Genomic DNA, 25,940 nt, shown 5'->3' with positions numbered 1-25,940 from the left:
AGAACAGCTCTCCATGGGATGCTGTTCTTTTTTTCATGCATGCCCAAAAAGGATTCCAAGGGTTGGGATGTGGTATAATAACCTCGTTTTTATTTGTGCCGCGGTAATACGTGAACCGTATTGCCCCTGACGTTGGGAAGGAGCTTTTGGATGGACGATTCAATAGGCGTCAAACGGCATTGGATTTGGCAGGGGGCATTTGTTTTAATTCTGGCAGGCGTTATCTCAAAAATATTAAGCGCCGTGTACAGAGTCCCGTTTCAAAACATTGTCGGCGATGTTGGATTTTATATATATCAGCAGGTTTATCCCTTTCTTGGTATTGCGGTCATGCTGTCAACATCAGGATTTCCGGTTATTATTTCGAAACTGATGAATGATTACAGTGAAAAAAGCCATCACACCATATTAAAAATGTCAGCGTTGTTTTTGTCTTTCATTGGTGTTTTATTATTTCTGTGCTTATATATGGGTGCTGTTCCAATCGCACTTTTTATGGGAGACTCACATCTCGCCGTGTTAATTCAAGTTACTGCGTTTGCATTTCTGCTGTTCCCGTTTGTCGCGTTGCTTAGAGGCGGGTTTCAAGGGCGGTACGATATGCTCCCGTCAGCTTTATCGCAGATGACAGAGCAGTTTCTGCGGGTTGCGGTGCTCTTGGGATTATCATTTTGGCTCGTCAAAAAGGGAGCCTCGCTTTATACTGCGGGAGCGGCAGCTGCTTCCGGGTCTCTTGCCGGGAGTTTCATTGCGTTGATGATACTTGGATTTTTTTGGTTTAAAGTGAAAAGAGACAAACAAACGGAAACGCAAAATGAAAATGTCATAACAACAAAAGAACTAATGAAAAAACTGCTTTTATATTCGGTTACAATTTGTGTAAGCAGTTTGCTGCTTTTGTTTATCCAGCTTGTTGATGCTTTGAATTTATATTCTTTGCTTTCAGACGGTGAGGCAAGCGAAGAAGCGAAACGCCTAAAGGGGATTTATGATCGGGGGCAGCCTTTGCTGCAGCTTGGTTCAGTTTTCGCAGTGAGCATTGCGACGTCACTCGTTCCGTATATTTCTAAGGCCGTAAAGAACAAAGAGCTGAAGATCATGAAAGAAAAAGTCACGTCTTCTTTAAAACTATGTCTTGTATTGGGTACAGGCGCGTCGGCTGGATTAATTTGCATTCTTGAGCCGGTCAATATCATGCTGTTTCAAAATGGTGAAGGGACAACTGCGTTACAGGTATTTAGCTGCTCCATTTTGTTTGCGTCTCTGGCAGTCACGGCAGCCGCAGTTTTGCAGGGGGCGGGATACACAGTTTTTCCTGCGATAGCGGTGGGCGCAGGCGTTGCAGTAAAATGGGTGTTAAACACCCTTTTGGTTCCGCGCTATGGGATTGAAGGTGCATCACTTGCAACAGCGGCTTCCTTTGCTGCTGTCGCCGGGCTTAACTTGTATCAGCTTCGGCAAAAGAAATGGCTCGACAAGCTAAGAGCCGTTATGATTCCGATTATTGGATGTGCCCTTTTGATGTCGGCTGTCTTGCTTGCGTATATGCGTCTCTGGACTTTCTTGTGTCCTGCAGCAGGAAGAGGAGTGGCTGCGATTGAAAGTCTTTCTGCTGTCGCCATTGGTGGCGCGGTGTTTATTTATTGTATGATGAAATTGGGAATCTTTACAGATGAAGAGCTGAACAGTGTGCCTTTTGGCAGCAAGTTAAGCAAAATCATGAGAAGGAGAGAACAAAATGGCGGGTAATATTACAGTCGTCGGACTTGGTGCCGGAGACATGGACCAATTGACAATTGGTATACATAAGCTGCTGACAAAAGCTGATACGCTGTATGTCAGAACCAAGGATCATCCCTTAATTCAGGAGCTTGAAAAAGAAACGAAGAACATCCGTTTTTTTGATGATATATATGAGAAACATGACCAGTTCGATGAGGTATATGAAGAAATTGCAAATATCCTCTTTGAAGAGGCACAGCGCGAGGACGTGGTTTATGCTGTACCGGGACATCCTTTTGTCGCGGAAAAAACAGTACAGCTGCTGACGGAGCGGCAGAAAGAGAAAAACGTCCAAGTAAAAGTCGCGGGAGGACAAAGTTTTCTTGATGCCACATTCAATGCCTTGCAAATCGACCCGATTGAAGGCTTTCAATTTGTGGATGCCGGCACATTGTCCGCGGATGAGCTTGAGCTCAGACACCACCTGATCATATGTCAGGTTTACGACCAAATGACGGCTTCTGAAGTCAAGCTGACATTGATGGAGAAGCTGCCTGATGATTATGAGGTTGTGATCGTGACAGCGGCTGGAAGCCGTGACGAGGAGATCCAGACAGTGCCTTTATTTGAGCTGGACCGCAATGTCGCCTTGAATAACTTAACAAGTGTGTATATTCCGCCGATTAAAGAAGAGAAGCTGCTTTATCACGAATTCTCCGCGTTCCGAAGCATCATCAGAGAGCTTCGCGGGCCTAATGGATGTCCGTGGGATAAAAAGCAGACGCATCAGTCATTAAAACAGTACATGATTGAAGAATGTTATGAACTTCTTGAAGCAATTGACGAAGAAGACACAGACCATATGATCGAAGAGCTTGGCGACGTTTTGCTTCAGGTCTTACTCCACGCGCAAATTGGCGAAGATGAAGGTTATTTCACAATTGATGATGTCATAAAAGGTATCAGTGAAAAAATGGTCCGAAGACATCCCCATGTGTTTAAAGATGTTAAGGTTCAGGATGAAAAAGATGTTTTGGCAAATTGGGAAGACATAAAAAAAGCCGAAAAAAACACATCCGAAGCATCCTTATTAGACAGCGTGCCGAAAACCCTTCCAGCTCTTTCGAAAGCTGCTAAACTGCAGAAAAAAGCAGCGAAGGTCAGATTTGACTGGGAAGACGTCAGCGATATTTGGGAAAAAGTAAGCGAGGAAATGAAGGAATTTTCTTCTGAGGTTTCTGAAGATCCTCATGAACACAATCTCAAGGCTGAGTTTGGCGACATTTTGTTCGCACTTGTGAATGTAGCCCGCTTCTACAAAATAGAACCGGAGGAAGCGCTGGCCATGACCAATGACAAATTCCGGAGACGGTTCTCGCATATTGAGAAAACAGCAAAGGAAAAGGGAATCGAGCTGGCTGATATGTCTCTTGAGGACATGGACAAACTGTGGAATGAAGCAAAAGAAACTGAGAGGAGATCATAAATATGAGATTAGATAAATTTTTGAAAGTATCACGGCTGATTAAACGACGTACACTAGCAAAGGAAGTAGCTGACCAGGGACGCATCTCTATTAACGGAAACCAGGCTAAAGCAAGCTCTGACGTAAAACCGGGAGATGAACTAACGGTCCGCTTCGGCCAAAAGCTTGTAACGGTTCAAGTCAATGAGTTGAAAGACACGACGAAAAAAGAAGAAGCTGCAAACATGTATACAATCCTAAAGGAAGAAAAACTCGGCGAATAGGCTTGTTCTAAAAAAATCCCCCGCCTCATACAATGCAGTAATAATGCTAAAAGTATCGAGGATATGGGGGCTGAATAGATGAATTCATATTATGAGCAAAAAGGTTCTTCGTCTGTTCCGGAACAGCATGATGTGACAATGAAAGGCCGGAAGCATTTAGATATTTCTGGGGTTAAGCAAGTGGAGAGCTTTGATAATGAAGAATTCCTGCTGGAAACTGTGATGGGAATGCTCTCAGTCAGAGGCCAAAACCTGCAGATGAAAAATTTAGATGTGGAAAAAGGGATTGTTTCCATTAAAGGCAGGGTATTTGATTTAGTGTACTTAGATGAACAACAAGGGGATAAAGCTAAAGGGTTTTTTAGCAAGTTGTTTAAATGACGCTGACGACACAATTCTATACAATGCTGGCGATGTCCGGTATGGGCCTCTGGCTTGGGGCGTCGCTTGATACATACCGGCTCTTTGTCATTCGTGCCAAAACAGCCAGATGGCTATTATTTATTCATGATATTCTTTTCTGGATTGTGCAAGGGCTGCTTTTCTTTTATGTCTTGCTTCATGTAAATGAGGGAGAATTCAGGCTGTACATCTTTTTAGCGGTTCTGCTGGGCGTTGCGACGTATCAGAGCCTTTGCAAACGAATCTATATAAAAATACTGAAATTCGGCATTTACCTTGTTGTTTCTGTTTATCAATTCTTCAAAAAACTCGTTCAGCACGTGTTATTTCGTCCTATTGTGTGGACATGCGGAGCGATCATCTGGCTGGCGGCGTTTTTAGTAAAGAAAATATACCGCTTGATCGTTTTTCTCTTGTTGTGTCTATATAAAATAGCCATGGTTCTGTGTTTTCCGATCCGTTTTATCGCAAAACAATGTTTGAAACTTCTTCCTGAAAAAATACGTCTAACGATTAGACGTTATTTTGAAAAAGGTGCAGGATTTCTCAAAAAGAAGAAGAAACTATTGGTAACCATAAGAACGACCATTACACGTTTTTTGAAGAGATGAAAGGAGGACCGTCTGGTTTGAATTTTTCCAGAGAACGAACGATAACTGAAATACAAAACGACTATAAAGAACAAGTAGAGCGGCAGAATCAGCTGAAGAAAAGAAGACGCAAAGGGCTGTACAGACGGTTGACTGTATTCGGCGCCCTAGTATTCCTGACGGCAATTGTGCTGGCAAGCTCTGTATGGTCCCAAACATCTTCCCTTAGCGCAAAAGAAGAAAAGAAGGAACAGCTTGAAAAAGAACTGAAAAGTTTAAAGACAAAACAAACGGATTTAAAAGAAGAAATATCCAAATTGAAGGATGAGGATTACGTCACAGAGCTTGCCAGAAGGGACTTATTCATGTCTGGAGACGGAGAAATTATCTTCAATGTGGAGAAGAAGAGCAAGTAGCCTTGTTGACACTTAAATTTTTATTTAGGTATAATTAAGCAAACGATCTTTTTATAAGCCTAAGGAGGAGCACTTTTTTTATGTCGATTGAAGTTGGCAGCAAGTTGCAAGGGAAAATAACAGGTATTACAAATTTTGGAGCATTTGTTGAATTGCCTGGAGGCTCAACCGGTCTCGTTCACATCAGTGAGGTAGCTGATAACTATGTCAAAGACATTAACGATCACTTAAAAGTCGGCGACCAAGTTGAAGTGAAAGTCATCAACGTTGAAAAAGACGGGAAAATTGGTTTATCTATTAAAAAAGCTAAAGACCGTCCGCAAGCCAGACCTAGAAATGATTTCCGTCCGAAAGAATCTTTTGAACAGAAAATGAATAAGTTTTTAAAAGACAGCGAAGATCGCTTGTCATCTTTAAAACGCAATACGGAATCAAAACGTGGAGGGCGCGGAGCAAGAAGAGGATAACTTGCTGCTTTCTATAAATAAATGAAGCATCCGTTCATCCCGACGGATGCTTTTTTTGTTATCCTCTTCCGCTTTAAAAGTCAGAAAATTATAACATTAAAGTTTCTGTTGACGAAAAGGACAAACCTTTGTATTATATAACTTGTGCTTAGAAGCACCAGAAAATATGGCGGTGTAGCTCAGCTGGCTAGAGCGTACGGTTCATACCCGTGAGGTCGGGGGTTCGATCCCCTCCGCCGCTACCATATTTGTTTGGCCCGTTGGTCAAGCGGTTAAGACACCGCCCTTTCACGGCGGTAACACGGGTTCGAATCCCGTACGGGTCATCCTAAAAAATCGGTTTCTCTTGCAGAAGCCGATTTTTTTCATTTTTAGACAACATTCCAGAAATTCTTTTGATAATCGAATATCAAGGCAGAAACCGTCGAAGACTTCTTTGGTATTGTTACCTTCTTTTGACAAAATCCTATCTGTGCTTTCGCTATAATGACAGGCAACGAATATAACAGGTGGGAGATGAGAGGAATGGAAAAAGCAGAAAGAAGAGTGAACGGGCCAATGGCGGGACAAGCTTTGGAAAAACTCCAATCGTTTTTTAACAGGGGCACGAAGCTGGTGACTCATCATTTGCATTCACTGTTTTTCTATAAAGGATTCATTTATGTCGTGATCGGATTTTTGCTTGGACGGGCTTTCATATTATCCGAGGTGCTTCCTTTCGCACTTCCTTTCTTTGGGGCGATGCTCCTCATCAGAAGAGACAAGGCGCTTTATGCGGTTTTGGCTGTGCTTGCAGGTGCGCTGACCTTTTCTCCGAAGCACTCATTGCTCATACTAGCGGCATTGCTGGCATTCTTCGTAATTTCTAAAGTGGCCGCCTTCATCACCGACGATCGTGTGAAAGCACTCCCGATTGTCGTGTTTTTCTCCATGGCTGCTGCAAGAGCTGGGTTTGTTTACGCTCAAAATGGCACGTTTACAACCTATGATTATGTGATGGCTGTTGTAGAAGCCGGACTATCCTTTATTTTGACGCTGATTTTCCTTCAGAGCCTTCCGATTTTCACTGTGAAAAAAGTAAAACAATCTTTAAAAATAGAAGAAATCATTTGCTTTATGATACTTATTGCTTCCGTTTTGACGGGGCTTGCGGGCTTGTCCTACCAAGGGATGCAGGCAGAACATATACTGGCTCGTTATGTTGTATTGAGTTTTTCCTTTATTGGCGGAGCAAGCATTGGCTGTACAGTTGGTGTCGTGACCGGTCTGATTCTTGGTTTGGCGAATATCGGAAATCTTTATCAAATGAGTTTGCTTGCTTTTTCCGGTTTATTAGGCGGTTTACTGAAGGAAGGGAAAAAAGCGGGCGCAGCAATCGGACTGATCGTTGGATCACTTCTTATTTCTTTGTACGGTGAAGGCTCTGCCGGTCTAATGACAACGCTCTATGAGTCATTAATCGCAGTCGGTCTGTTTTTGCTTACACCTCAATCAATTACTAAAAAAGTGGCGAGATATATTCCGGGAACTGTGGAGCATCTTCAAGAGCAGCAGCAATATGCAAGGAAAATCAGAGATGTCACTGCTCAGAAGGTAGACCAGTTTTCCAATGTATTTCACGCGCTGTCTGAAAGCTTTGCAACCTTTTATCAAGCATCAGACGAACAGACAGATGACAGCGAAGTTGATCTGTTTTTAAGCAAGATCACGGAGCATTCCTGTCAGACGTGCTACAAGAAAAACAGGTGCTGGGTACAGAACTTTGATAAAACATATGACTTAATGAAACAAGTTATGCTTGAAACAGAAGAAAAAGAATATGCATCAAACCGAAGGCTGAAAAAAGAGTTTCATCAGCATTGCTCTAAATCAAAGCAGGTTGAAGAGCTGATTGAGGATGAACTCGCACATCATCATGCCCATTTGACCCTTAAGAAAAAAGTCCAAGACAGCAGACGTCTTGTTGCTGAACAGCTTTTAGGTGTTTCTGAAGTCATGGCAGACTTTTCTCGGGAAATAAAAAGAGAGCGAGAACAGCACTTTCTGCAGGAAGAGCAAATCATAGAGGCCCTTCAGCATTTCGGAATCGAGATTCAGCATGTGGAGATATATAGTCTTGAACAAGGAAATATCGATATCGAAATGACCATTCCGTTCAGCGGACATGGAGAAAGTGAAAAAATCATTGCCCCTATGCTTTCTGATATTCTGGAGGAACAAATTCTTGTGAAAGCTGAACAGCACTCTCCGCATCCGAATGGATACAGTCATGTTGCCTTTGGATCAACCAAATCATACAGGGTGTCTACAGGTGCGGCTCACGCTGCGAAGGGCGGCGGCCTTGTCTCGGGCGACAGCTACAGCATGATGGAGCTAGGAGCAAGAAAATATGCTGCGGCAATCAGTGACGGAATGGGCAATGGCGCAAGGGCGCACTTCGAAAGCAATGAAACGATCAAGCTTCTTGAGAAAATCCTTGAATCGGGCATTGATGAAAAAATAGCAATTAAAACGATCAACAGTATACTGTCCCTTAGGACAACTGATGAGATATATTCCACGCTTGACCTATCTATTATCGATCTTCAAGATGCCAACTGTAAATTTTTGAAGGTCGGATCGACGCCTAGCTTTATCAAACGGGGAGACCAGGTAATGAAAGTTCAAGCGAGCAATCTGCCAATCGGTATTATTAATGAGTTTGATGTGGAGGTTGTGAGTGAGCAGCTGAAAGCGGGTGACCTCTTGATTATGATGAGTGACGGCATTTTTGAGGGGCCTAAGCATGTAGAAAATCATGACTTATGGATGAAACGCAAAATGAAAGGGTTAAAAACAAATGACCCGCAGGAAATTGCTGATTTGCTCATGGAGGAAGTCATCCGCACGAGATCCGGCCAAATTGAAGATGACATGACAGTCGTTGTCGTCCGGCTTGATCATAACACACCGAAGTGGGCATCCATTCCTGTTCCGGCAATCTTTCAAACTAAACAAGAAATTTCATAACGCTTCCGTATAAATCAAATTTCTTCTGGCGAAGATGGGAATATAGGAATCTGAGAATCCTCGTATTCTCCAGGAGGAATGAATGTGAATAACGGACATTTAAATCAAATTTTGCTGATAACAGATGGCTGCTCGAACCATGGGGAAGACCCGCTTGCAATGGCTGCTTTTGCAAAAGAGCAGGGGATTACGGTAAATGTCATAGGTATAATGGAAGAAAACCAAATTGACCCTGAGGCAATGAAGGAAGTCGAAGGAATTGCGCTTGCCGGAGGCGGCGTGCATCAGGTCGTCTATGCATCTCAGCTTTCGCAAACCGTTCAAATGGTAACAAAAAAAGCAATGACGCAAACCTTACAAGGGGTAGTCAATCAAGAGCTGAAACAAATTCTCGGAAAGAATGTGGAAATGGAGGAGCTTTCTCCGGAAAAACGCGGCGAAGTCATGGAAGTGGTAGACGAGCTTGGAGAAACGGTGCATCTTCAGGTTTTGGTTCTTGTTGATACAAGCGCAAGTATGGCGCCTAAGCTCCCTACAGTAAAAGAGGCGCTGATTGATTTGTCTGTCAGCCTCAATTCCCGAATCGGGAATAACGAATTTGCAATGTGTATATTTCCCGGGAAAAAACAAGAGGTCGAGCTTGTGCTGAACTGGACACCGAAGCTGCAATCTCTTTCCACTCTCTTTGCAAAGCTTTCGACAGGCGGCATCACGCCAACAGGTCCGGCGATACGTGAAGCGACAATGCAATTTGAAAAAATCCGCTCAAGAAGGAGCATGCTGGCAGATGATGAACGACGCTTTGACGAGTTTGGCATGTAGCCTCAAGCCGGGTACGACAATCAAAGGCAAGTGGAATGGAAACACTTATACATTGCGTAAACAGCTTGGAAAAGGGGCCAATGGAATTGTGTATTTGGCAGAAGCATCAGATGGACATGTTGCCTTAAAGGTGAGTGATGACAGCCTGTCTATTACTTCTGAAGTGAATGTCTTGAAATCTTTCTCAAAGGCCCAGTCCGTTACGATGGGGCCTTCTTTTTTTGATACGGATGATGCCTATATTCCCAGTGCCAATACGAAAGTTTCATTTTATGCAATGGAATACATAAAAGGCCCGCTGCTTTTGAAGTATGTCAGTGATAAAGGAGCAGAATGGATACCGGTATTGATGATTCAGCTGTTATCCAGCTTATCGGTACTTCACCAGCAAGGATGGATATTCGGCGATCTTAAACCTGATAATCTGATTGTAACCGGTCCGCCCGCAAGAATCCGCTGCATTGATGTAGGCGGCACGACAAAGGAAGGTCGGGCGATAAAAGAGTATACGGAGTTTTACGACAGAGGCTATTGGGGGTATGGAACAAGAAAAGCAGAGCCATCCTATGATTTGTTCGCAGTTGCCATGATTATGATCAACAGTGTGCATAAAAAAGAATTCAAGAAAACAAACCAGCCTAAGGAACAGCTTAGGTCTCTAATCGAAGGAAACCCGCTGCTGCAAAAGTATAAAAAAGTGCTTTTGTCAGCATTGAACGGAGATTATCAATCTGCAGATGAAATGAAGAAGGATATGCTCGACGCGGGGCAAAAGGCAGTACAAAGAAAACAAGCTGCAAAAGCACCACCGCAGCCTGCTACAAGACAAAGACAGCAGAAACCGCGTCAGGGAAAAGTAACGAAGACGCGATACACCCCTAAACAAAAGGCGGCTAAGTCGGGCGGATTATTTGAAACAACGCTTATCGTGATCAGCGTTTTAGCGCTTTATTTCGCCTACATTATCTTTTTCTTAATCTGAATGGCACAAACTGCAAAGCCTATGCTTCTTCTTTGCTTGGAAGGATTGAAAGTGATAGGATATGAATATCTTTAAAATACCTGCTCATTGTGAGGAGGACATTGTGAAAAGTGTCAAAGATTTTTTTAGCAAACATCATCTTGCATTAAAAGGGGCGACAATCATTGTAGGCGTTTCCGGCGGTCCGGACTCAATGGCTCTTCTTCACGCGCTGCATACGTTATGTGGCCGTTCAGCAAATATTATCGCGGCTCACGTTGACCATCGGTTCAGGGGCACGGAATCCGAGGAGGACATGCGTTTTGTCCAAGCTTATTGTAAGGCTGAACAGCTCGCATGCGAAACGGCTCAAATCAATGTAACCGCTTATGCAGAGGAAAAAGGTCTCAATAAGCAGGCTGCAGCACGTGATTGCCGCTATCAGTTTTTTGAGGAAATCATGTTGAAGCATCAAGCGGACTATCTGGCGCTTGCGCATCATGGTGATGACCAAGTTGAAACGATGCTTATGAGACTGGCTAAGGGCACGCTTGGAGCAGGACTTGCAGGAATGCAGCCGGTCAGACGTTTTGGGACAGGGCGGATCATCAGGCCGTTCTTAACCATTACAAAGGAAGAGATCCTTCACTATTGCCGTGAAAACGGCTTGAGCTACCGGACGGATGAAAGCAACGCTAAAGATGATTACACAAGAAACAGGTTCAGAAAAACAGTGCTACCATTTTTGAAACAGGAATCACCGGATGTGCATAAAAGGTTTCAGAAAGTGAGTGAGGCACTGACGGAAGATGAGCAATTCTTACAGTCATTAACGAAAGACGAAATGAATAAAGTAATCACAAGCCAGTCTAATACATCAGTTGAAATCAATTCCTCTCAATTGCTTGCCCTCCCGATGCCTTTACAAAGAAGAGGAGTTCAACTAATATTAAACTATCTTTATGAAAACGTTCCATCATCCTTTTCAGCTCATCATATTCAGCAGTTTCTTGATTGGGCGGAAAAGGGCAGTCCTTCAGGAGTATTGGACTTTCCGAAAGGGCTGAAGGTGGTCAAATCATATCAGACATGTTTGTTTACATTTGAACAATGGCAGTGCAAAAATGTTCCCTTTGAATACCAAATAAGCGGAGCTGCTGATGAAACGGCAGTGCTCCCCAATGGATTTCTGATAGAGGCAAAGCATTATGCGGATTTGCCTGAAGAACATGGGAATGCTGTTTTTATTACAAGTGAAAAAAAGGTGCGATTTCCCTTAACGATCCGGACAAGAAAAGCTGGAGACCGGATCAAACTAAAAGGGATGAATGGCTCAAAAAAGGTAAAGGATATATTTATTGATAAGAAATTGCCTCTCCGAGAAAGAGACAACTGGCCGATTGTAACGGACGCAAGCGGTGAAATTATCTGGATACCGGGCTTGAAAAAATCAATTTTTGAAGATCTTGTGATTCCAAACAGCGACCGCATTGTATTACAATATAGACAGCATGAAAAGTGTAGGGGGCAAGCAAAATCATGATGAAACATGATATCGAGAAAGTACTGATCTCAGAGGAAGAGATACAAGAGAAAGTAAAAGAGTTAGGCACAGAATTAACGAGCGAGTATCAAGATACATTTCCGTTGGCAATCGGTGTGTTAAAAGGAGCACTTCCTTTTATGGCGGATCTTATCAAGCATATTGATACATATTTGGAAATGGATTTCATGGATGTATCAAGCTACGGAAATTCTACGGTTTCTTCTGGAGAAGTAAAAATCATTAAAGATTTGGATACATCTGTAGAGGGCCGGGACATCTTAATTATTGAAGATATCATCGACAGTGGGTTAACCTTAAGTTATCTAGTAGAGCTCTTCCGATACCGTAAAGCAAAATCAATTAAGATTGTTACCCTTTTGGATAAACCGAGCGGAAGAAAAGCAGACATCAAAGCAGACTTTGTAGGCTTTGAAGTTCCTGACGCGTTTGTAGTGGGTTACGGACTTGATTATGCTGAGCGCTATCGCAATCTGCCTTATATCGGAGTGTTAAAACCGGCAGTTTATGAAAGCTGATCGGCAGCCTGCTTCCGAGATGGTTATTGTTTGTATTGGAATGATTTTCTATGGTACTATTGAACATAGTTGTGCTTACTGTGGGAGGAGGTAAGGAATGAATCGGGTCTTCCGTAATACCATTTTTTATTTACTTATTTTATTAGTAGTAATCGGGGTTGTGAGCTACTTCCAGACCTCAAATCCGAAAACAGAAAATATGTCGTACAGTACGTTTATCAAAAACCTGGATGACGGGAAAGTTGATAGCGTATCGGTTCAGCCTGTCAGAGGTGTTTATGAGGTAAAAGGACAGCTGAAAAATTACGACAAAGATCAATACTTTTTGACTCATGTTCCTGAAGGAAAGGGAGCAGACCAGATATTTAATGCTTTGAAAAAGACAGACGTAAAGGTTGAGCCCGCTCAAGAAACAAGCGGATGGGTGACGTTCCTGACGACCATCATTCCGTTTGTCATTATCTTTATTCTGTTTTTCTTCCTGCTCAATCAGGCTCAAGGCGGCGGCAGCCGTGTCATGAACTTTGGTAAGAGCAAGGCGAAGCTGTATACAGAGGAAAAGAAACGTGTCAAATTTAAAGACGTTGCAGGGGCTGACGAAGAAAAACAAGAACTCGTTGAAGTTGTTGAGTTTCTTAAAGATCCCCGCAAGTTTGCCGAGCTTGGCGCAAGAATACCTAAAGGCGTGCTTTTAGTCGGACCTCCAGGTACCGGTAAAACATTGCTGGCAAAAGCTTGTGCAGGTGAAGCTGGCGTTCCTTTCTTCAGCATCAGCGGATCTGATTTCGTTGAGATGTTTGTAGGTGTCGGTGCTTCCCGTGTACGTGACTTGTTTGAAAATGCGAAAAAGAATGCGCCTTGTTTGATCTTCATTGACGAAATTGACGCAGTCGGACGCCAGCGTGGAGCGGGTCTCGGCGGCGGACACGATGAACGTGAACAGACGCTTAACCAATTGCTTGTTGAAATGGACGGATTCAGCGCAAATGAAGGAATCATCATCATTGCTGCGACGAACCGTGCGGACATCTTGGACCCAGCCTTACTTCGTCCGGGACGTTTTGACCGTCAAATCACAGTGGACCGCCCAGATGTCATTGGCCGTGAAGCTGTATTGAAAGTCCATGCGAGAAACAAACCGCTGGATGAAACGGTTAACCTGAAATCAATTGCCATGAGAACACCAGGCTTCTCAGGCGCGGACTTAGAAAATCTATTGAATGAAGCTGCTCTTGTGGCGGCTCGTCAAAACAAGAAAAAAATCGATGCGCGTGATATTGACGAAGCGACGGACCGTGTCATTGCCGGACCTGCTAAGAAGAGCCGCGTCATCTCCAAGAAAGAACGCAATATCGTGGCTTATCACGAAGGCGGACACACCGTTATCGGACTCGTTTTAGATGAGGCTGATATGGTTCATAAAGTAACGATTGTTCCTCGGGGCCAGGCTGGCGGTTATGCAGTTATGCTTCCAAGAGAAGACCGTTACTTCCAAACAAAGCCGGAGCTGCTTGATAAAATTGTCGGCCTCTTGGGCGGACGTGTCGCTGAAGAAATTATCTTCGGTGAAGTCAGCACAGGAGCGCACAATGACTTCCAGCGTGCGACGAATATTGCAAGACGAATGGTTACAGAATTCGGTATGTCAGAAAAACTGGGACCGTTGCAATTTGGACAGTCTCAGGGCGGTCAGGTATTCTTAGGCCGTGATTTCAACAACGAACAAAACTACAGTGATCAAATCGCTTACGAAATTGATCAGGAAATTCAGCGCATCATCAAAGAATGTTATGAGCGTGCGAAACAAATCCTGACTGAAAATCGTGACAAGCTTGAATTGATTGCTCAAACGCTTCTGAAAGTTGAAACACTTGACGCTGAACAAATCAAACACCTTGTTGATCACGGAACATTGCCTGAACGCAATTTCTCTGATGATGAAAAGAACGATGATGTGAAAGTAAACATTCTGACAAAAACGGAAGAAAAGAAAGACGATACAAAAGAGTAATTCGCTTTCTATCTAAAAAACTGCCGGCTGACGCTGGCAGTTTTTTTGTGTAAATCATGCCTCGGCAGCCGCTTTTGCGATCGTCCAATTCTGGTATCGATTTGTTTACAAATGAGCCGCTGATCGTGTATGGTATTGTAGAATGTTTGTAAAAGTAATATAGAGAAACTATTCAAAAGTGGTGATAGAGGTTGTTACTGGTTATTGATGTGGGGAACACCAATACTGTACTTGGTGTATATCATGAGGGAAAATTAGAATATCACTGGCGTATAGAAACAAGCAGGCATAAAACAGAAGATGAGTTTGGGATGATTTTGCGCTCTTTGTTCGAGCACTCCGGGCTCATGTTTGAACAGATAGATGGCATTATTATTTCATCAGTAGTGCCGCCAATTATGTTTGCATTAGAAAGAATGTGCACAAAATACTTTCATATCGAACCGCAAATTGTCGGTCCGGGTATGAAAACCGGTTTAAATATAAAATATGACAATCCGAAAGAAGTGGGAGCAGACAGAATCGTAAATGCTGTCGCTGCGATACACTTATACGGCAATCCGTTAATTGTTGTCGATTTCGGAACTGCCACAACATACTGCTATATTGATGAAAACAAACAATACATGGGCGGAGCGATTGCTCCTGGGATTACGATTTCGACAGAGGCGCTTTACTCGCGTGCGGCAAAGCTTCCGCGTATTGAAATCACCCGACCTGACAATATTATCGGAAAAAACACTGTAAGCGCGATGCAATCTGGAATTTTATTTGGCTATGTCGGTCAAGTGGAAGGAATCGTCAAGCGAATGAAATGGCAGGCAAAACAGGAACCAAAGGTCATTGCGACAGGAGGCCTTGCGCCGCTCATTGCAAACGAATCAGATTGTATAGATATCGTTGATCCATTCTTAACCCTAAAAGGGCTGGAATTGATTTATGAACGAAACCGCGTAGGAAGTGTATAGGAGGTTTTGTAATGGATTATTTAGTAAAAGCACTTGCGTATGACGGAAAAGTTCGCGCTTATGCAGCGAGAACAACTGATATGGTAAGTGAGGGACAAAGACGCCATGGTACGTGGCCGACAGCATCCGCTGCACTGGGCCGCACAATGACAGCTTCGCTTATGCTCGGCGCTATGCTGAAGGGCGATGATAAGCTGACAGTGAAAATCGAAGGCGGAGGTCCGATCGGAGCAATTGTGGCTGATGCCAATGCAAAAGGGGAAGTCAGAGCATACGTCTCTAACCCGCAAGTTCATTTTGATTTAAATGAACAAGGCAAGCTTGATGTTAGACGTGCGGTTGGTACAAGCGGAACGTTAAGTGTCGTAAAAGATTTAGGGTTGCGCGAGTTCTTCACAGGACAAGTAGAAATTGTTTCAGGAGAATTGGGCGATGATTTCACCTACTATCTTGTGTCTTCTGAGCAGGTTCCTTCATCGGTGGGCGTAGGTGTGCTCGTGAATCCTGACAATACCATTCTTGCGGCAGGAGGCTTTATTATTCAGCTTATGCCGGGAACAGATGATGAAACGATTACAAAAATTGAACAGCGTCTATCTCAAGTAGAGCCGATTTCTAAGCTCATCCAAAAAGGGCTTACACCAGAAGAAATTCTAGAAGAAGTTCTAGGCGAGAAGCCTGAGATTTTGGAAACGATGCATGTTAGGTTCCATTGTCCTTGTTCAAAAGAACGTTTCGAAACAGCCATTTTAGGACTAGGCAAAAAAGAAATTCAAGATATGATAGAAGAAGATGGACAAGCCGAAGCAGTATGCCATTTTTGTAATGAAAAGTACTTATTTACAAAAGAAGAGCTGGAAGGGCTTCGTGACCAAACTACCCGCTAAGCTCTTTAGCGGGTTTTTTTAATTTGAGAAAAGGGGCTGAAAGCAGGTTTGAAATCAAGAACAATCTGGACCGTTATTTTAGGGGTGCTGTTGGTTTGCTGTATTGCTGTTGCATATACGCTGACGAAATCCCAGGCAGACGCATCGCCGTCCGGTGAGTCTATTGCGACGATCGGAGGCAAAAGCGTGACAAGAGAAGAATGGCTGAAGGAAATGGAAGATCAATATGGAAAGTCGACACTTGAAGATATGATCAATGTCCGAGTCGTTGAGCAGCTCGCCAAAAAGAACGATCTCAAAGTGTCTAAAAGCGAAATTGATCGTGAGTTTTTGCTGATTAAAGCGGTCAACAATTCTTTTTACGAAGACGAACATACAACTGAGAAGGAGTGGAAAGACCAAATTCGTTATAATATCCTCCTTGAAGAGTTGTTAACAAGGGATATTGATATCTCAAACAGTGAAACGAAATCATTCTATAATAAAAATAAAGAACTGTATCAGTTTGATGATTCGTATCGAATTCGGCACATTGTTGTAAAAGATGAAGAAGAAGCGAGAGAAGTCTTGAAAGAACTTGAAGGCGGCTCAAGCTTTGAAGCTGTCGCAGCGGAAAGGTCTACAGACAGATATACATCGCCATATGGCGGAGATTTAGGTTTTGTCACAGAAGCATCAGACAACATTCCGTCAGCATACATTGAAGAAGCAAAAACACTCAATGAGGATGAATGGTCTGAAGAACCGATAAAGGTCAGTAACGGATATGCCGTGATTCAGCTGAAAGAAAAACTAAAGGCAAGGACATTCTCATATGCTGAAGTAAAGGATCAGATCAGACGGCAAATCGCAATGGATCAGTTAGGCGATAAAGCTACAGTCAAAACGCTTTGGAAAGAAGCTGATGTATCTTGGTTTTATGGGGAAAAAAGTACTAAGTGATTGACAAAAAATTTTGAAATTGATAGATTATATACATAATACCAATACAAATAGTCGGAAATTGAGGTGTCGAGAATGGTACGTGTAGCAAACTCCATTACTGAATTAATTGGGAATACGCCAATCGTTAAATTAAATCGCCTTGCAGATGAAAACAGTGCGGATGTATATCTAAAGCTTGAATACATGAACCCTGGAAGCAGTGTAAAAGACCGTATCGGTTTAGCCATGATTGAAGCCGCTGAAAAAGAAGGGAAATTAAAAGCCGGTGATACAATCATTGAACCGACAAGCGGAAATACTGGAATCGGGCTTGCGATGGTTGCTGCTGCTAAAGGATTAAAAGCCATTTTGGTTATGCCTGATACAATGAGCATGGAGCGCCGCAACCTTCTTCGCGCATACGGTGCTGAGCTTGTGCTGACTCCTGGTGCGGAAGGCATGAAAGGCGCCATTAAGAAAGCGGAAGAGCTTGCTGAAAAGCACGGATACTTTGTGCCTCAGCAGTTTAACAACCCTTCTAACCCAGAAATTCACCGCCAAACAACGGGTAAAGAAATCGTTGAGCAATTCGGTGATGACCAGGTTGATGCATTTGTAGCCGGGATCGGAACAGGCGGAACGATTACAGGAGCGGGCGAAGTTCTGAAGGAAGCATACCCTTCTATCAAAATATACGCTGTTGAACCGTCAGACTCTCCAGTGCTTGCAGGAGGAAAACCAGGCCCCCACAAAATTCAGGGAATTGGAGCTGGATTTGTGCCGGACATCTTAAACACTGAAGTATACGATGAAATCTTCCCTGTGAAGAATGAAGAAGCATTTGAATATGCGCGCAGAGCTGCACGTGAAGAAGGAATTCTCGGAGGCATCTCATCAGGTGCGGCAATTTATGCTGCTCTTCAAGTAGCGAAAAAACTCGGAAAAGGCAAAAAAGTTTTGGCCATCATTCCAAGTAACGGCGAACGTTATCTGAGTACGCCGCTGTATCAATTCGATTAAAAAGCCAAACTCCCGGTCCGCCGGGAGTTTTTTTATATTCGTGCATCAAATATGCCGTGTCTGCGACGAATGTTATTCTTGGAAGAGAAATTCACTTTTTTCACTAACAAGATTGCTTTACAATAAAAAACAAGCAAAAAAGAAAATAGAGGAATGATATAAATGGCACAACGCAGACCGGCAGGCAAAAAAGTACCTTTTCAAAAAGATTCATTCTTACAACAATTTGAGAAACTTGCGCAATCCAAAAAACAGCATGTACTACTTGAAAGTGCAAGAGGCGGCAGATACACTATAGCCGGTCTTGATCCAATTGCGACTGTAAAAGGAAAAGACGGAATCACCACTATTAAGCATGGTGATGAGATGCTGTTTCAAGAAGGTGATCCATTACGTGCCTTCCACAGCTGGTTTAAAACGCTGGAAACAGAAACAGATCATGAGCTTCCGGATTTTCAAGGCGGGGCAATCGGTTTTCTCAGCTATGATTACGCACGTTACATTGAAAACTTTAAAATGCTCTCATTAGATGATCTGGAAACACCGGATATTTATTTTCTTGTTTTTGATGATATAGCAGTTTATGACCATCAAGAAGAGACTCTGTGGCTGATTACTCATGTTAATGGTTCTGATCAGGAATCTGCTGAGGTGAAGCTATCTGAGCTGGAGCGGATGTGGCTGACTGAGCTTCCTGCTGTCCCTTCGCGAGAGATGAAGCGTGAAACGGACGGTTCTTTCGCGGCACCATTTACCGAGGACGGATTCTCACAAGCTGTAGAGAAAATCAAACAATACATTGCCAGCGGCGATGTGTTTCAAGTCAATCTATCATTAAGACAGTCACAGTCACTGTCTGCCCATCCATATCAAATATACAAAACACTGAGAGAAGTAAATCCTTCTCCGTATATGGCCTATTTAGAAACACCTGATTTCCAAATCATTTGCGGATCACCTGAACTTCTTGTCAGCAAAAAAGGCAAACGATTAGAGACGAGACCGATTGCAGGCACCCGTTCCAGAGGGAAAACTGATGAAGAAGACGAGGCGCTCGCAAACGAATTGATCCACAATGAAAAAGAACGCGCTGAACATGTCATGCTGGTTGACCTTGAGCGTAATGATCTGGGAAGAGTATCACGTTACGGGTCTGTACGCGTGAACGAATTCATGGCAATTGAAAAATACTCGCATGTGATGCACATTGTGTCTAACGTCCAAGGTGAATTGCAGGATGGGTATGATGCTGTAGATATTATTCATGCTGTATTTCCCGGAGGAACCATTACAGGTGCTCCCAAAGTAAGAACGATGGAAATTATAGAAGAACTTGAGCCGACACGCCGCGGGCTTTATACTGGATCTATAGGATGGTTTGGATATAATCACGATCTGCAGTTTAATATCGTAATTCGAACCATTTATGCAACCGGGGGGCAGGCATTTATGCAGTCCGGCGCAGGAGTTGTGATTGATTCTGTTCCAAAGCACGAATACAAAGAATCATTCAAAAAAGCTTTTGCGATGCAAAAGGCGTTAGAGCTGAGCAAAGAAGAGACAAAAATTAGATGAGGTGAGCGGAGAAATGATTTTAATGATTGATAACTACGATTCATTCACGTACAACTTGGTACAGTATTTGGGCGAGCTTGGGGAAGAACTGATTGTGAAACGCAATGACGACATCACGATCGAAGAAATCGAACAGCTTTCTCCGGATTTTCTGATGATATCACCTGGACCATGCAGTCCTGATGAGGCAGGGATCAGCCTTGAAGCAATTAAACATTTCGCAGGCAAAATTCCCATTTTTGGTGTATGCCTCGGACATCAGTCTATCGCACAAGTGTTTGGCGGTGACGTCGTTAGGGCAGAGCGGCTTATGCACGGGAAAACCTCTGATATCGAGCATGACGGCAAGACGATCTTCGAAGGACTTAAAAATCCCCTTGTCGCGACTCGTTACCACTCGCTGATCGTAAAACCTGAGACACTGCCAAGCTGTTTTACAGTAACAGCACAAACGAAAGAAGGAGAAATCATGGCCATTCGCCACAATGACCTCCCGATAGAGGGCGTGCAATTTCACCCAGAGTCTATTATGACCTCCTTTGGGAAAGAAATGCTCAGAAATTTCATTGAGACATACCGCAAGGAAGCTATTGCGTAATGATATATGTTAACGGCCGGTATATAGAGGAGAAAGATGCAGTTCTTTCTCCTTTTGACCATGGATTTTTATATGGGATCGGTGTTTTTGAAACCTTCAGGCTCTACGAAGGCTCCCCATTTTTGCTTGATTGGCATATAGAAAGGCTTGAACGTGCGCTTAAGGATCTGCAAATCGAATATACTGTTTCAAAGGATGAGATCCTCGAGATGCTGGACAAGCTGCTTTGGCTGAATGATATAAAGGATGGCAATGCCCGCGTCAGGCTGGACATATCAGCAGGAATCAGCGATAAAGGCTTTGTCGCCCAGACATACGATAAGCCGACTGTTTTATGCTTTGTGAACCAGCTGAAACCAGAAAGTCTTCCTTTGCAAAAAGAAGGAAAGGTATTATCGATATCGAGAAACACACCAGAGGGGCCGTTCCGATTAAAATCTCATCATTATTTAAATAATATGTATGCGAAACGGGAAATCGGAAATGATCCGGGTGTCGAAGGGATTTTTTTAACTGAGGATGGAGCTGTTGCGGAGGGCATCGTATCAAATGTTTTCTGGAGAAAAGGCAGCTGCATCTATACTCCATCGCTCGACACCGGCATTCTGGACGGTGTCACGAGACGTTTTGTCATGGAAAATGCAAAGAAAATAGGACTGGAGCTCAAAACGGGCCGATACGAGCTCGAAGCTCTTTTGACAGCTGACGAAGCGTGGATGACGAACTCGGTTCTTGAGATCATCCCGTTTACTAAAATAGAAGCAGTAAACTATGCAGGCCAAAGCGGAGAAGCAGCCTCTGCTCTTCAAACGCTATACAAAAAAGAAATAAAGAACATGATTCATGAAAAGGGAGGAAGAGAATGGCGCAGCACACGATAGACCAAACACAAGTAATCCACACCAAGCCCAGCGCTTTATCATATAAAGAGAAGACATTGGTGATGGGGATTTTAAACGTAACGCCTGACTCTTTCTCAGACGGCGGAAAATATGACAGCTTGGACAAGGCGCTGCTGCACGCGAAAGAGATGATCGATGACGGCGCCCATATCATTGATATCGGAGGAGAATCGACAAGGCCTGGTGCTGAGTATGTGTCAGAGGATGAGGAGATGTCCAGAGTGATTCCGGTAATTGAGCGGATCACAAAAGAATTAGGCGTCCCGATTTCTGTAGATACGTACAAGGCTTCTGTAGCAGATGAAGCTGTGAAAGCCGGCGCATCCATTATCAATGATATTTGGGGAGCGAAACATGATCCTAAGATGGCTTCCGTTGCAGCAGAACACAATGTTCCAATTGTTCTCATGCATAACCGTCCAGAGAGAAATTACAATGACTTATTGCCGGATATGCTGTCGGACTTAATGGAGAGTGTAAAAATCGCTGTTGAGGCCGGAGTAGAGGAGAAGAACATTATCCTTGACCCCGGTATCGGGTTCGCGAAAACCTATCACGATAATTTGGCAGTGATGAACAAACTTGAGATTTTCAGGGGACTGGGATATCCGGTTCTTCTGGCAACCTCCCGAAAAAGATTCATCGGACGTGTTCTGGATCTTCCGCCTGAAGAGCGTGCTGAGGGCACAGGTGCGACCGTGTGTCTCGGCATTCAAAAAGGCTGTGACATTGTCAGGGTCCATGACGTAAAACAAATTGCGAGAATGGCGAAAATGATGGACGCGATGCTGAATAAGGGAGGGGTGCACCATGGATAAAGTCTATGTAGAAGGCATGGAGTTTTACGGATACCACGGTGTGTTCAAAGAAGAAAATAAGCTTGGACAGCGGTTTAAAGTTGATTTAACCGCTGAGTTGGATTTAAGTAAAGCCGGACAAACAGACGACCTTGAGCAAACGATTAACTATGCTGAGCTCTATCACGTATGTAAAGATATCGTAGAAGGGGAGCCTGTGAAATTGGTGGAAACGCTGGCGGAACGTATTGCTGACACTGTGCTTAAGAAATTTCAGCCGGTGCAGCAATGTACTGTGAAAGTGATTAAGCCTGATCCGCCAATTCCCGGACACTATAAATCAGTAGCAATTGAAATTACGAGAAAAAAATCATGAACAATATAGCTTATATTGCACTAGGATCTAACATTGGAGATAAAGAAGCGTATTTAAGACAAGCGGTGGCCTTGCTGCACCAGCATGATGCTGTGACAGTCACTAAAGTGTCGTCTATTTACGAAACTGACCCGGTCGGATACGAAGACCAAGATGAATTCTTAAATATGGCTGTTGAAATCAAGACATCGCTGAATCCTTTTGAACTCCTTGAACTGACGCAGTATATAGAAAATGACTTAGGCAGAACAAGGGAAGTAAGATGGGGACCGCGGACGGCAGACCTTGACATTTTGCTGTTTAATCGTGAAAATATTGAAACAGAGCAACTAATTGTTCCGCATCCGAGAATGTATGAGCGTTTGTTTGTCCTTGCACCGCTTGCGGAGATTTGCCCGCAGGTTGAAAAAGAGGGAACAAGCGCGGAAACAGACCAAGAAGGTGTAAGAGTATGGAAGCAGAAATCTGGGGTAGACGAATTCGTGCATTCAGAAAGCTGAAAGGTTATACTCAAGAAGGATTTGCAAAAGCATTAGGTATATCAGTTTCTATTCTCGGTGAAATCGAACGCGGAAACCGATTGCCGTCAGCTGCCATTATTCAAGGTGTAGCAGATGTTTTAAATATAAGCGCGGACGAATTAGCGCCGCCAGAAAAATATAACAAATGAAAGGAGGAAAAAATGTTTAAAATCGGTGATATTCAATTGAAAAACCGGGTTGTGCTTGCCCCAATGGCTGGTGTCTGCAACTCAGCATTCAGATTGACTGTCAAGGAATTCGGAGCTGGATTGGTATGTGCTGAAATGGTCAGTGATAAAGCGATCCTTTACAACAATGCAAAAACCATGGGTATGCTTTACATTGATGAACGTGAAAAACCGCTCAGCCTTCAAATTTTCGGTGGAAAAAAGGAAACCCTTGTGGAAGCGGCGAAGTTTGTAGATCAAAACACAACTGCTGACATTATTGATATTAACATGGGATGTCCTGTACCAAAGATTACAAAATGTGACGCGGGAGCGAAATGGCTTCTCGATCCAGATAAGATCTATGAAATGGTTTCTGCAGTAGTGGATGCCGTTGATAAACCAGTTACAGTGAAAATGAGAATGGGCTGGGACGAAGACCACATTTTTGCAGTGAAAAACGCACAAGCTGTAGAACGTGCGGGCGGAAAAGCAGTTGCACTTCACGGCCGCACAAGAGTGCAGATGTACGAAGGAACGGCAAACTGGGACATCATCAAGGAAGTAAAACAATCAGTATCGATTCCGGTTATCGGAAACGGCGATGTCAAGACGCCGCAGGATGCTAAGCGCATGCTTGAGGAAACAGGAGTAGACGGTGTTATGATCGGCCGCGCTGCACTGGGCAACCCGTGGATGATTTACCGTACGGTTCAATACCTCGAAACAGGTGAATTAAAAGAAGAGCCGCAAGTACGCGAAAAAATGGCGGTATGCAAACTGCATCTTGACCGCCTGATTAACTTAAAAGGTGAAAACGTAGCGGTAAGAGAAATGAGGAAACACGCTGCGTGGTATTTGAAAGGCGTAAAAGGCAACGCAAAGGTTCGTAATGAAATCAACCATTGCGAGACAAGAGAAGAGCTTGTACAGCTTTTAGATGCATTTACTGTTGAAGTTGAGGCAAAAGAGCTTCAAGACGCAAAAGTAGGATAATACTAACCTCTATTTGCTGCTCACTGCCAGTTTTGCGCTGGCAGTTTTTCTGCTTTTTTATGAAATAATATCTGTAATGGAGTGATAACAATGAGTCAAGAAGAGCATAACCATGAAGAATTGAACGACCAGCTGCAAGTCAGACGCGATAAAATGAATCAGCTGAGAGATAACGGCATTGATCCGTTCGGCGCACGTTTTGAAAGAACTCATCAGTCTCAGGAAGTTATTTCGGCATATCAAGATCTAACCAAAGAAGAATTAGAAGAAAAAGCGATCGAAGTTACAATCGCAGGCCGCATGATGACAAAACGCGGCAAAGGAAAAGCCGGCTTTGCGCATCTTCAGGACTTAGAAGGCCAAATTCAAATCTACGTAAGAAAAGACAGTGTCGGCGACGACCAATACGAAATCTTCAAGTCTTCTGACCTCGGTGATCTTATCGGTGTAACCGGAAAAGTCTTCAAAACAAATGTAGGCGAATTGTCTGTTAAAGCCACTTCTTTTGAATTGCTGACAAAAGCGCTACGTCCGCTTCCTGACAAATACCATGGTTTAAAAGACGTTGAGCAGCGCTACCGTCAGCGCTACCTGGATCTTATCGTAAATCCAGACAGCAAACATACGTTCATCACACGAAGCAAGATCATTCAAGCTATGAGAAGATACCTTGATGATCATGGATACTTAGAGGTGGAAACACCAACAATGCACAGCATTCCAGGGGGAGCTTCTGCGCGCCCGTTTATCACTCACCATAATGCGTTAGATATTCCACTTTATATGCGTATTGCAATCGAATTGCACCTAAAGCGCCTAATCGTCGGCGGTTTAGAAAAAGTATATGAAATCGGCCGTGTTTTCCGTAATGAAGGTGTCTCTACACGCCATAACCCTGAATTCACGATGATTGAGTTGTATGAAGCGTATGCAGACTATAAAGATATCATGAGCTTAACTGAAAACCTTGTCGCTCATATCGCCCAAGAAGTGCTTGGAACGACTACGATCCAATACGGGGATGAACAAATCGATCTTAAACCTGAGTGGAAAAGAATCCATATGGTTGACGCAGTCAAGGAAGCGACTGGTGTTGATTTCTGGGAAGAGGTTACTGTTGAGCAGGCGCGTGAATATGCAAAAGAACATGGTGTAGAGATTAAAGACTCAATGACAGTAGGCCATATCATCAACGAGTTCTTCGAACAAAAAATTGAAGAAACGCTTATTCAGCCAACGTTTATCTACGGACATCCTGTAGAAATTTCTCCTCTAGCTAAGAAAAACCCAGAGGATCCGCGCTTCACAGACCGTTTTGAACTATTTATCGTTGGCCGTGAACATGCAAACGCGTTTACAGAGCTGAATGACCCTATTGATCAAAGAGAACGCTTTGAAGATCAATTAAAAGAGCGTGAAGCGGGTAACGATGAAGCTCATCTAATGGATGAAGATTTTGTTGAAGCTCTGGAATACGGTATGCCGCCAACAGGAGGCTTAGGCATCGGTATTGACCGTCTGGTTATGCTGTTGACGAATGCTCCTTCTATTCGCGACGTGCTATTATTCCCGCAAATGAGACAACGTTAATAAAGAAGAGCGGCATCCTTTCACTATGAGGGATGCCGCTCTTTTTAAATTCCTAAGTATTTCTTCAAAAAAACTATTGCACTATTATTTACAAGGTGGTATATTATTATTCGTTGCCGCTAAACAAGGCGATAACGAAAAAAAGAACTTCAAAAAAGTTATTGACTTCACTGAGTCAACGAGTTATAATAATAAAGTCGCTTGAACGAAGTGAACAAAAATGATCTTTGAAAACTAAACAAGACAAAACGTACCTGTTAATTCATTTTTAATAAATCGCACAGCAATGTGCGTAGTCAGTCAAACTACTTTATCGGAGAGTTTGATCCTGGCTCAGGACGAACGCTGGCGGCGTGCCTAATACATGCAAGTCGAGCGGACAGATGGG

26 protein-coding genes, 2 tRNA genes and 1 rRNA gene are annotated in these 25,940 nt (G+C 43.4%); all 29 read left to right on the top strand.

Going from position 1 to position 25,940, the window contains the following annotated elements:
• The first annotated feature begins 150 nt into the window (after positions 1–150).
• Positions 151–1,749: a putative polysaccharide biosynthesis protein gene (locus CVV77_RS21395; protein WP_100276440.1), complete on the top strand. Its 1,599-nt coding sequence runs from the start codon at positions 151–153 to the stop codon at positions 1,747–1,749.
• Entirely contained in the window at positions 1,739–3,208 is a 1,470-nt protein-coding gene (gene yabN / locus CVV77_RS21390) for a bifunctional methyltransferase/pyrophosphohydrolase YabN (RefSeq protein WP_100276439.1), read from the top strand. The genes CVV77_RS21395 and yabN overlap by 11 nt, the downstream gene beginning before the upstream one ends.
• A gap of 2 nt (positions 3,209–3,210) precedes the next feature.
• Positions 3,211–3,471, top strand: a complete 261-nt coding sequence (locus CVV77_RS21385) for an RNA-binding S4 domain-containing protein (protein ID WP_003226716.1) — start codon at positions 3,211–3,213, stop codon at positions 3,469–3,471.
• A 78-nt stretch (positions 3,472–3,549) separates the two neighbouring features.
• On the top strand, positions 3,550–3,852 hold the full coding sequence (yabP, locus tag CVV77_RS21380; protein WP_003242114.1) for a sporulation protein YabP: 303 nt from the start codon (positions 3,550–3,552) through the stop codon (positions 3,850–3,852).
• Complete coding sequence (gene yabQ, locus CVV77_RS21375; protein ID WP_019257258.1) at positions 3,849–4,484, top strand: spore cortex biosynthesis protein YabQ; 636 nt, start codon at positions 3,849–3,851, stop codon at positions 4,482–4,484. Before yabP ends, yabQ begins: the two co-directional genes overlap by 4 nt.
• Positions 4,485–4,501: 17 nt before the next feature.
• Positions 4,502–4,879: a cell division protein DivIC gene (gene divIC / locus CVV77_RS21370; RefSeq protein WP_003243211.1), complete on the top strand. Its 378-nt coding sequence runs from the start codon at positions 4,502–4,504 to the stop codon at positions 4,877–4,879.
• An 80-nt stretch (positions 4,880–4,959) separates the two neighbouring features.
• On the top strand, positions 4,960–5,346 hold the full coding sequence (locus CVV77_RS21365) for a S1 domain-containing RNA-binding protein (protein WP_003218379.1): 387 nt from the start codon (positions 4,960–4,962) through the stop codon (positions 5,344–5,346).
• Positions 5,347–5,514: 168 nt separating this feature from the next.
• Positions 5,515–5,591: transfer RNA gene (locus tag CVV77_RS21360), tRNA-Met, on the top strand.
• 9 nt (positions 5,592–5,600) lie between these two features.
• Positions 5,601–5,672, top strand: a tRNA-Glu gene (locus CVV77_RS21355).
• A 199-nt stretch (positions 5,673–5,871) separates the two neighbouring features.
• Complete coding sequence (gene spoIIE / locus CVV77_RS21350; protein WP_100276438.1) at positions 5,872–8,355, top strand: stage II sporulation protein E; 2,484 nt, start codon at positions 5,872–5,874, stop codon at positions 8,353–8,355.
• Positions 8,356–8,439: 84 nt separating this feature from the next.
• Positions 8,440–9,177: a vWA domain-containing protein gene (locus CVV77_RS21345; protein WP_003242107.1), complete on the top strand. Its 738-nt coding sequence runs from the start codon at positions 8,440–8,442 to the stop codon at positions 9,175–9,177.
• Positions 9,143–10,159, top strand: coding sequence for a serine/threonine protein kinase PrkT (gene prkT / locus CVV77_RS21340; RefSeq protein WP_088111673.1), 1,017 nt, complete (start codon positions 9,143–9,145; stop codon positions 10,157–10,159). Before CVV77_RS21345 ends, prkT begins: the two co-directional genes overlap by 35 nt.
• Positions 10,160–10,262: 103 nt before the next feature.
• On the top strand, positions 10,263–11,681 hold the full coding sequence (tilS, locus tag CVV77_RS21335; protein WP_003242103.1) for a tRNA lysidine(34) synthetase TilS: 1,419 nt from the start codon (positions 10,263–10,265) through the stop codon (positions 11,679–11,681).
• Positions 11,678–12,220, top strand: coding sequence for a hypoxanthine phosphoribosyltransferase (hpt, locus tag CVV77_RS21330; RefSeq protein WP_003218388.1), 543 nt, complete (start codon positions 11,678–11,680; stop codon positions 12,218–12,220). The genes tilS and hpt overlap by 4 nt, the downstream gene beginning before the upstream one ends.
• 97 nt (positions 12,221–12,317) lie before the next feature.
• Positions 12,318–14,231 (top strand): ATP-dependent zinc metalloprotease FtsH, encoded by a 1,914-nt coding sequence (gene ftsH, locus CVV77_RS21325; RefSeq protein WP_003242099.1) that lies wholly within the window; start codon positions 12,318–12,320, stop codon positions 14,229–14,231.
• A 191-nt stretch (positions 14,232–14,422) separates the two neighbouring features.
• Positions 14,423–15,199 carry a type III pantothenate kinase gene (locus tag CVV77_RS21320; protein ID WP_003242097.1) on the top strand — a complete coding sequence of 259 codons (777 nt, stop codon included), beginning with the start codon at positions 14,423–14,425 and terminating at the stop codon, positions 15,197–15,199.
• An 11-nt stretch (positions 15,200–15,210) separates the two neighbouring features.
• On the top strand, positions 15,211–16,086 hold the full coding sequence (hslO, locus tag CVV77_RS21315; RefSeq protein ID WP_100276437.1) for a redox-regulated molecular chaperone HslO: 876 nt from the start codon (positions 15,211–15,213) through the stop codon (positions 16,084–16,086).
• Positions 16,087–16,134: 48 nt separating this feature from the next.
• Positions 16,135–17,028 carry a peptidyl-prolyl cis-trans isomerase gene (locus tag CVV77_RS21310; protein WP_100276436.1) on the top strand — a complete coding sequence of 298 codons (894 nt, stop codon included), beginning with the start codon at positions 16,135–16,137 and terminating at the stop codon, positions 17,026–17,028.
• 75 nt (positions 17,029–17,103) lie between these two features.
• Positions 17,104–18,030: a cysteine synthase A gene (gene cysK, locus CVV77_RS21305; protein ID WP_003242091.1), complete on the top strand. Its 927-nt coding sequence runs from the start codon at positions 17,104–17,106 to the stop codon at positions 18,028–18,030.
• Between the two features lie 162 nt (positions 18,031–18,192).
• Positions 18,193–19,605: an anthranilate synthase component I family protein gene (locus tag CVV77_RS21300; RefSeq protein ID WP_100276435.1), complete on the top strand. Its 1,413-nt coding sequence runs from the start codon at positions 18,193–18,195 to the stop codon at positions 19,603–19,605.
• Positions 19,606–19,618: 13 nt separating this feature from the next.
• The gene (gene pabA / locus CVV77_RS21295; protein WP_100276434.1) at positions 19,619–20,203 is read left to right on the top strand and encodes an aminodeoxychorismate/anthranilate synthase component II; all 585 of its coding nucleotides are present in this window, start codon (positions 19,619–19,621) and stop codon (positions 20,201–20,203) included.
• Positions 20,203–21,084 carry an aminodeoxychorismate lyase gene (gene pabC / locus CVV77_RS21290; RefSeq protein ID WP_100276433.1) on the top strand — a complete coding sequence of 294 codons (882 nt, stop codon included), beginning with the start codon at positions 20,203–20,205 and terminating at the stop codon, positions 21,082–21,084. The genes pabA and pabC overlap by 1 nt, the downstream gene beginning before the upstream one ends.
• Complete coding sequence (gene folP, locus CVV77_RS21285) at positions 21,066–21,923, top strand: dihydropteroate synthase (protein WP_100276432.1); 858 nt, start codon at positions 21,066–21,068, stop codon at positions 21,921–21,923. The genes pabC and folP overlap by 19 nt, the downstream gene beginning before the upstream one ends.
• A complete protein-coding gene (gene folB / locus CVV77_RS21280; RefSeq protein WP_003242079.1) occupies positions 21,916–22,278 on the top strand; it encodes a dihydroneopterin aldolase in 363 nt (120 codons plus the stop codon). The genes folP and folB overlap by 8 nt, the downstream gene beginning before the upstream one ends.
• The gene (folK, locus tag CVV77_RS21275; RefSeq protein ID WP_100276431.1) at positions 22,275–22,778 is read left to right on the top strand and encodes a 2-amino-4-hydroxy-6-hydroxymethyldihydropteridine diphosphokinase; all 504 of its coding nucleotides are present in this window, start codon (positions 22,275–22,277) and stop codon (positions 22,776–22,778) included. Before folB ends, folK begins: the two co-directional genes overlap by 4 nt.
• Positions 22,730–22,948, top strand: coding sequence for a helix-turn-helix domain-containing protein (locus tag CVV77_RS21270; protein ID WP_003242076.1), 219 nt, complete (start codon positions 22,730–22,732; stop codon positions 22,946–22,948). Before folK ends, CVV77_RS21270 begins: the two co-directional genes overlap by 49 nt.
• A 12-nt stretch (positions 22,949–22,960) precedes the next feature.
• Positions 22,961–23,962 (top strand): tRNA dihydrouridine synthase DusB, encoded by a 1,002-nt coding sequence (gene dusB, locus CVV77_RS21265; RefSeq protein WP_003242073.1) that lies wholly within the window; start codon positions 22,961–22,963, stop codon positions 23,960–23,962.
• A gap of 90 nt (positions 23,963–24,052) precedes the next feature.
• Complete coding sequence (gene lysS, locus CVV77_RS21260) at positions 24,053–25,552, top strand: lysine--tRNA ligase (protein WP_088111664.1); 1,500 nt, start codon at positions 24,053–24,055, stop codon at positions 25,550–25,552.
• Positions 25,553–25,862: 310 nt separating this feature from the next.
• Positions 25,863–25,940: ribosomal RNA gene (locus tag CVV77_RS21250) — 16S ribosomal RNA — on the top strand; the annotation flags it as partial.

The organism is Bacillus sp. SN1, from assembly GCF_002796895.1.
In the GTDB taxonomy this organism is placed as follows: Bacteria; Bacillota; Bacilli; order Bacillales; family Bacillaceae; genus Bacillus; species Bacillus inaquosorum.
This window is presented reverse-complemented; position numbering and strand designations above follow the sequence as displayed.

Excerpts from the sequence above, each read along its gene's own strand:
- CVV77_RS21395 (WP_100276440.1), top strand. The coding sequence starts at position 151 with ATGGACGATTCAATAGGCGTCAAACGGCATTGGATTTGGCAGGGGGCA.
- yabN (WP_100276439.1), top strand. The coding sequence starts at position 1,739 with ATGGCGGGTAATATTACAGTCGTCGGACTTGGTGCCGGAGACATGGAC.
- CVV77_RS21385 (WP_003226716.1), top strand. The coding sequence starts at position 3,211 with ATGAGATTAGATAAATTTTTGAAAGTATCACGGCTGATTAAACGACGT.
- yabP (WP_003242114.1), top strand. The coding sequence starts at position 3,550 with ATGAATTCATATTATGAGCAAAAAGGTTCTTCGTCTGTTCCGGAACAG.
- yabQ (WP_019257258.1), top strand. The coding sequence starts at position 3,849 with ATGACGCTGACGACACAATTCTATACAATGCTGGCGATGTCCGGTATG.
- CVV77_RS21365 (WP_003218379.1), top strand. The coding sequence starts at position 4,960 with ATGTCGATTGAAGTTGGCAGCAAGTTGCAAGGGAAAATAACAGGTATT.
- spoIIE (WP_100276438.1), top strand. The coding sequence starts at position 5,872 with ATGGAAAAAGCAGAAAGAAGAGTGAACGGGCCAATGGCGGGACAAGCT.
- prkT (WP_088111673.1), top strand. The coding sequence starts at position 9,143 with ATGATGAACGACGCTTTGACGAGTTTGGCATGTAGCCTCAAGCCGGGT.
- hpt (WP_003218388.1), top strand. The coding sequence starts at position 11,678 with ATGATGAAACATGATATCGAGAAAGTACTGATCTCAGAGGAAGAGATA.
- ftsH (WP_003242099.1), top strand. The coding sequence starts at position 12,318 with ATGAATCGGGTCTTCCGTAATACCATTTTTTATTTACTTATTTTATTA.
- hslO (WP_100276437.1), top strand. The coding sequence starts at position 15,211 with ATGGATTATTTAGTAAAAGCACTTGCGTATGACGGAAAAGTTCGCGCT.
- cysK (WP_003242091.1), top strand. The coding sequence starts at position 17,104 with ATGGTACGTGTAGCAAACTCCATTACTGAATTAATTGGGAATACGCCA.
- CVV77_RS21300 (WP_100276435.1), top strand. The coding sequence starts at position 18,193 with ATGGCACAACGCAGACCGGCAGGCAAAAAAGTACCTTTTCAAAAAGAT.
- pabA (WP_100276434.1), top strand. The coding sequence starts at position 19,619 with ATGATTTTAATGATTGATAACTACGATTCATTCACGTACAACTTGGTA.
- pabC (WP_100276433.1), top strand. The coding sequence starts at position 20,203 with ATGATATATGTTAACGGCCGGTATATAGAGGAGAAAGATGCAGTTCTT.
- folP (WP_100276432.1), top strand. The coding sequence starts at position 21,066 with ATGGCGCAGCACACGATAGACCAAACACAAGTAATCCACACCAAGCCC.
- folB (WP_003242079.1), top strand. The coding sequence starts at position 21,916 with ATGGATAAAGTCTATGTAGAAGGCATGGAGTTTTACGGATACCACGGT.
- folK (WP_100276431.1), top strand. The coding sequence starts at position 22,275 with ATGAACAATATAGCTTATATTGCACTAGGATCTAACATTGGAGATAAA.
- CVV77_RS21270 (WP_003242076.1), top strand. The coding sequence starts at position 22,730 with ATGGAAGCAGAAATCTGGGGTAGACGAATTCGTGCATTCAGAAAGCTG.
- dusB (WP_003242073.1), top strand. The coding sequence starts at position 22,961 with ATGTTTAAAATCGGTGATATTCAATTGAAAAACCGGGTTGTGCTTGCC.
- lysS (WP_088111664.1), top strand. The coding sequence starts at position 24,053 with ATGAGTCAAGAAGAGCATAACCATGAAGAATTGAACGACCAGCTGCAA.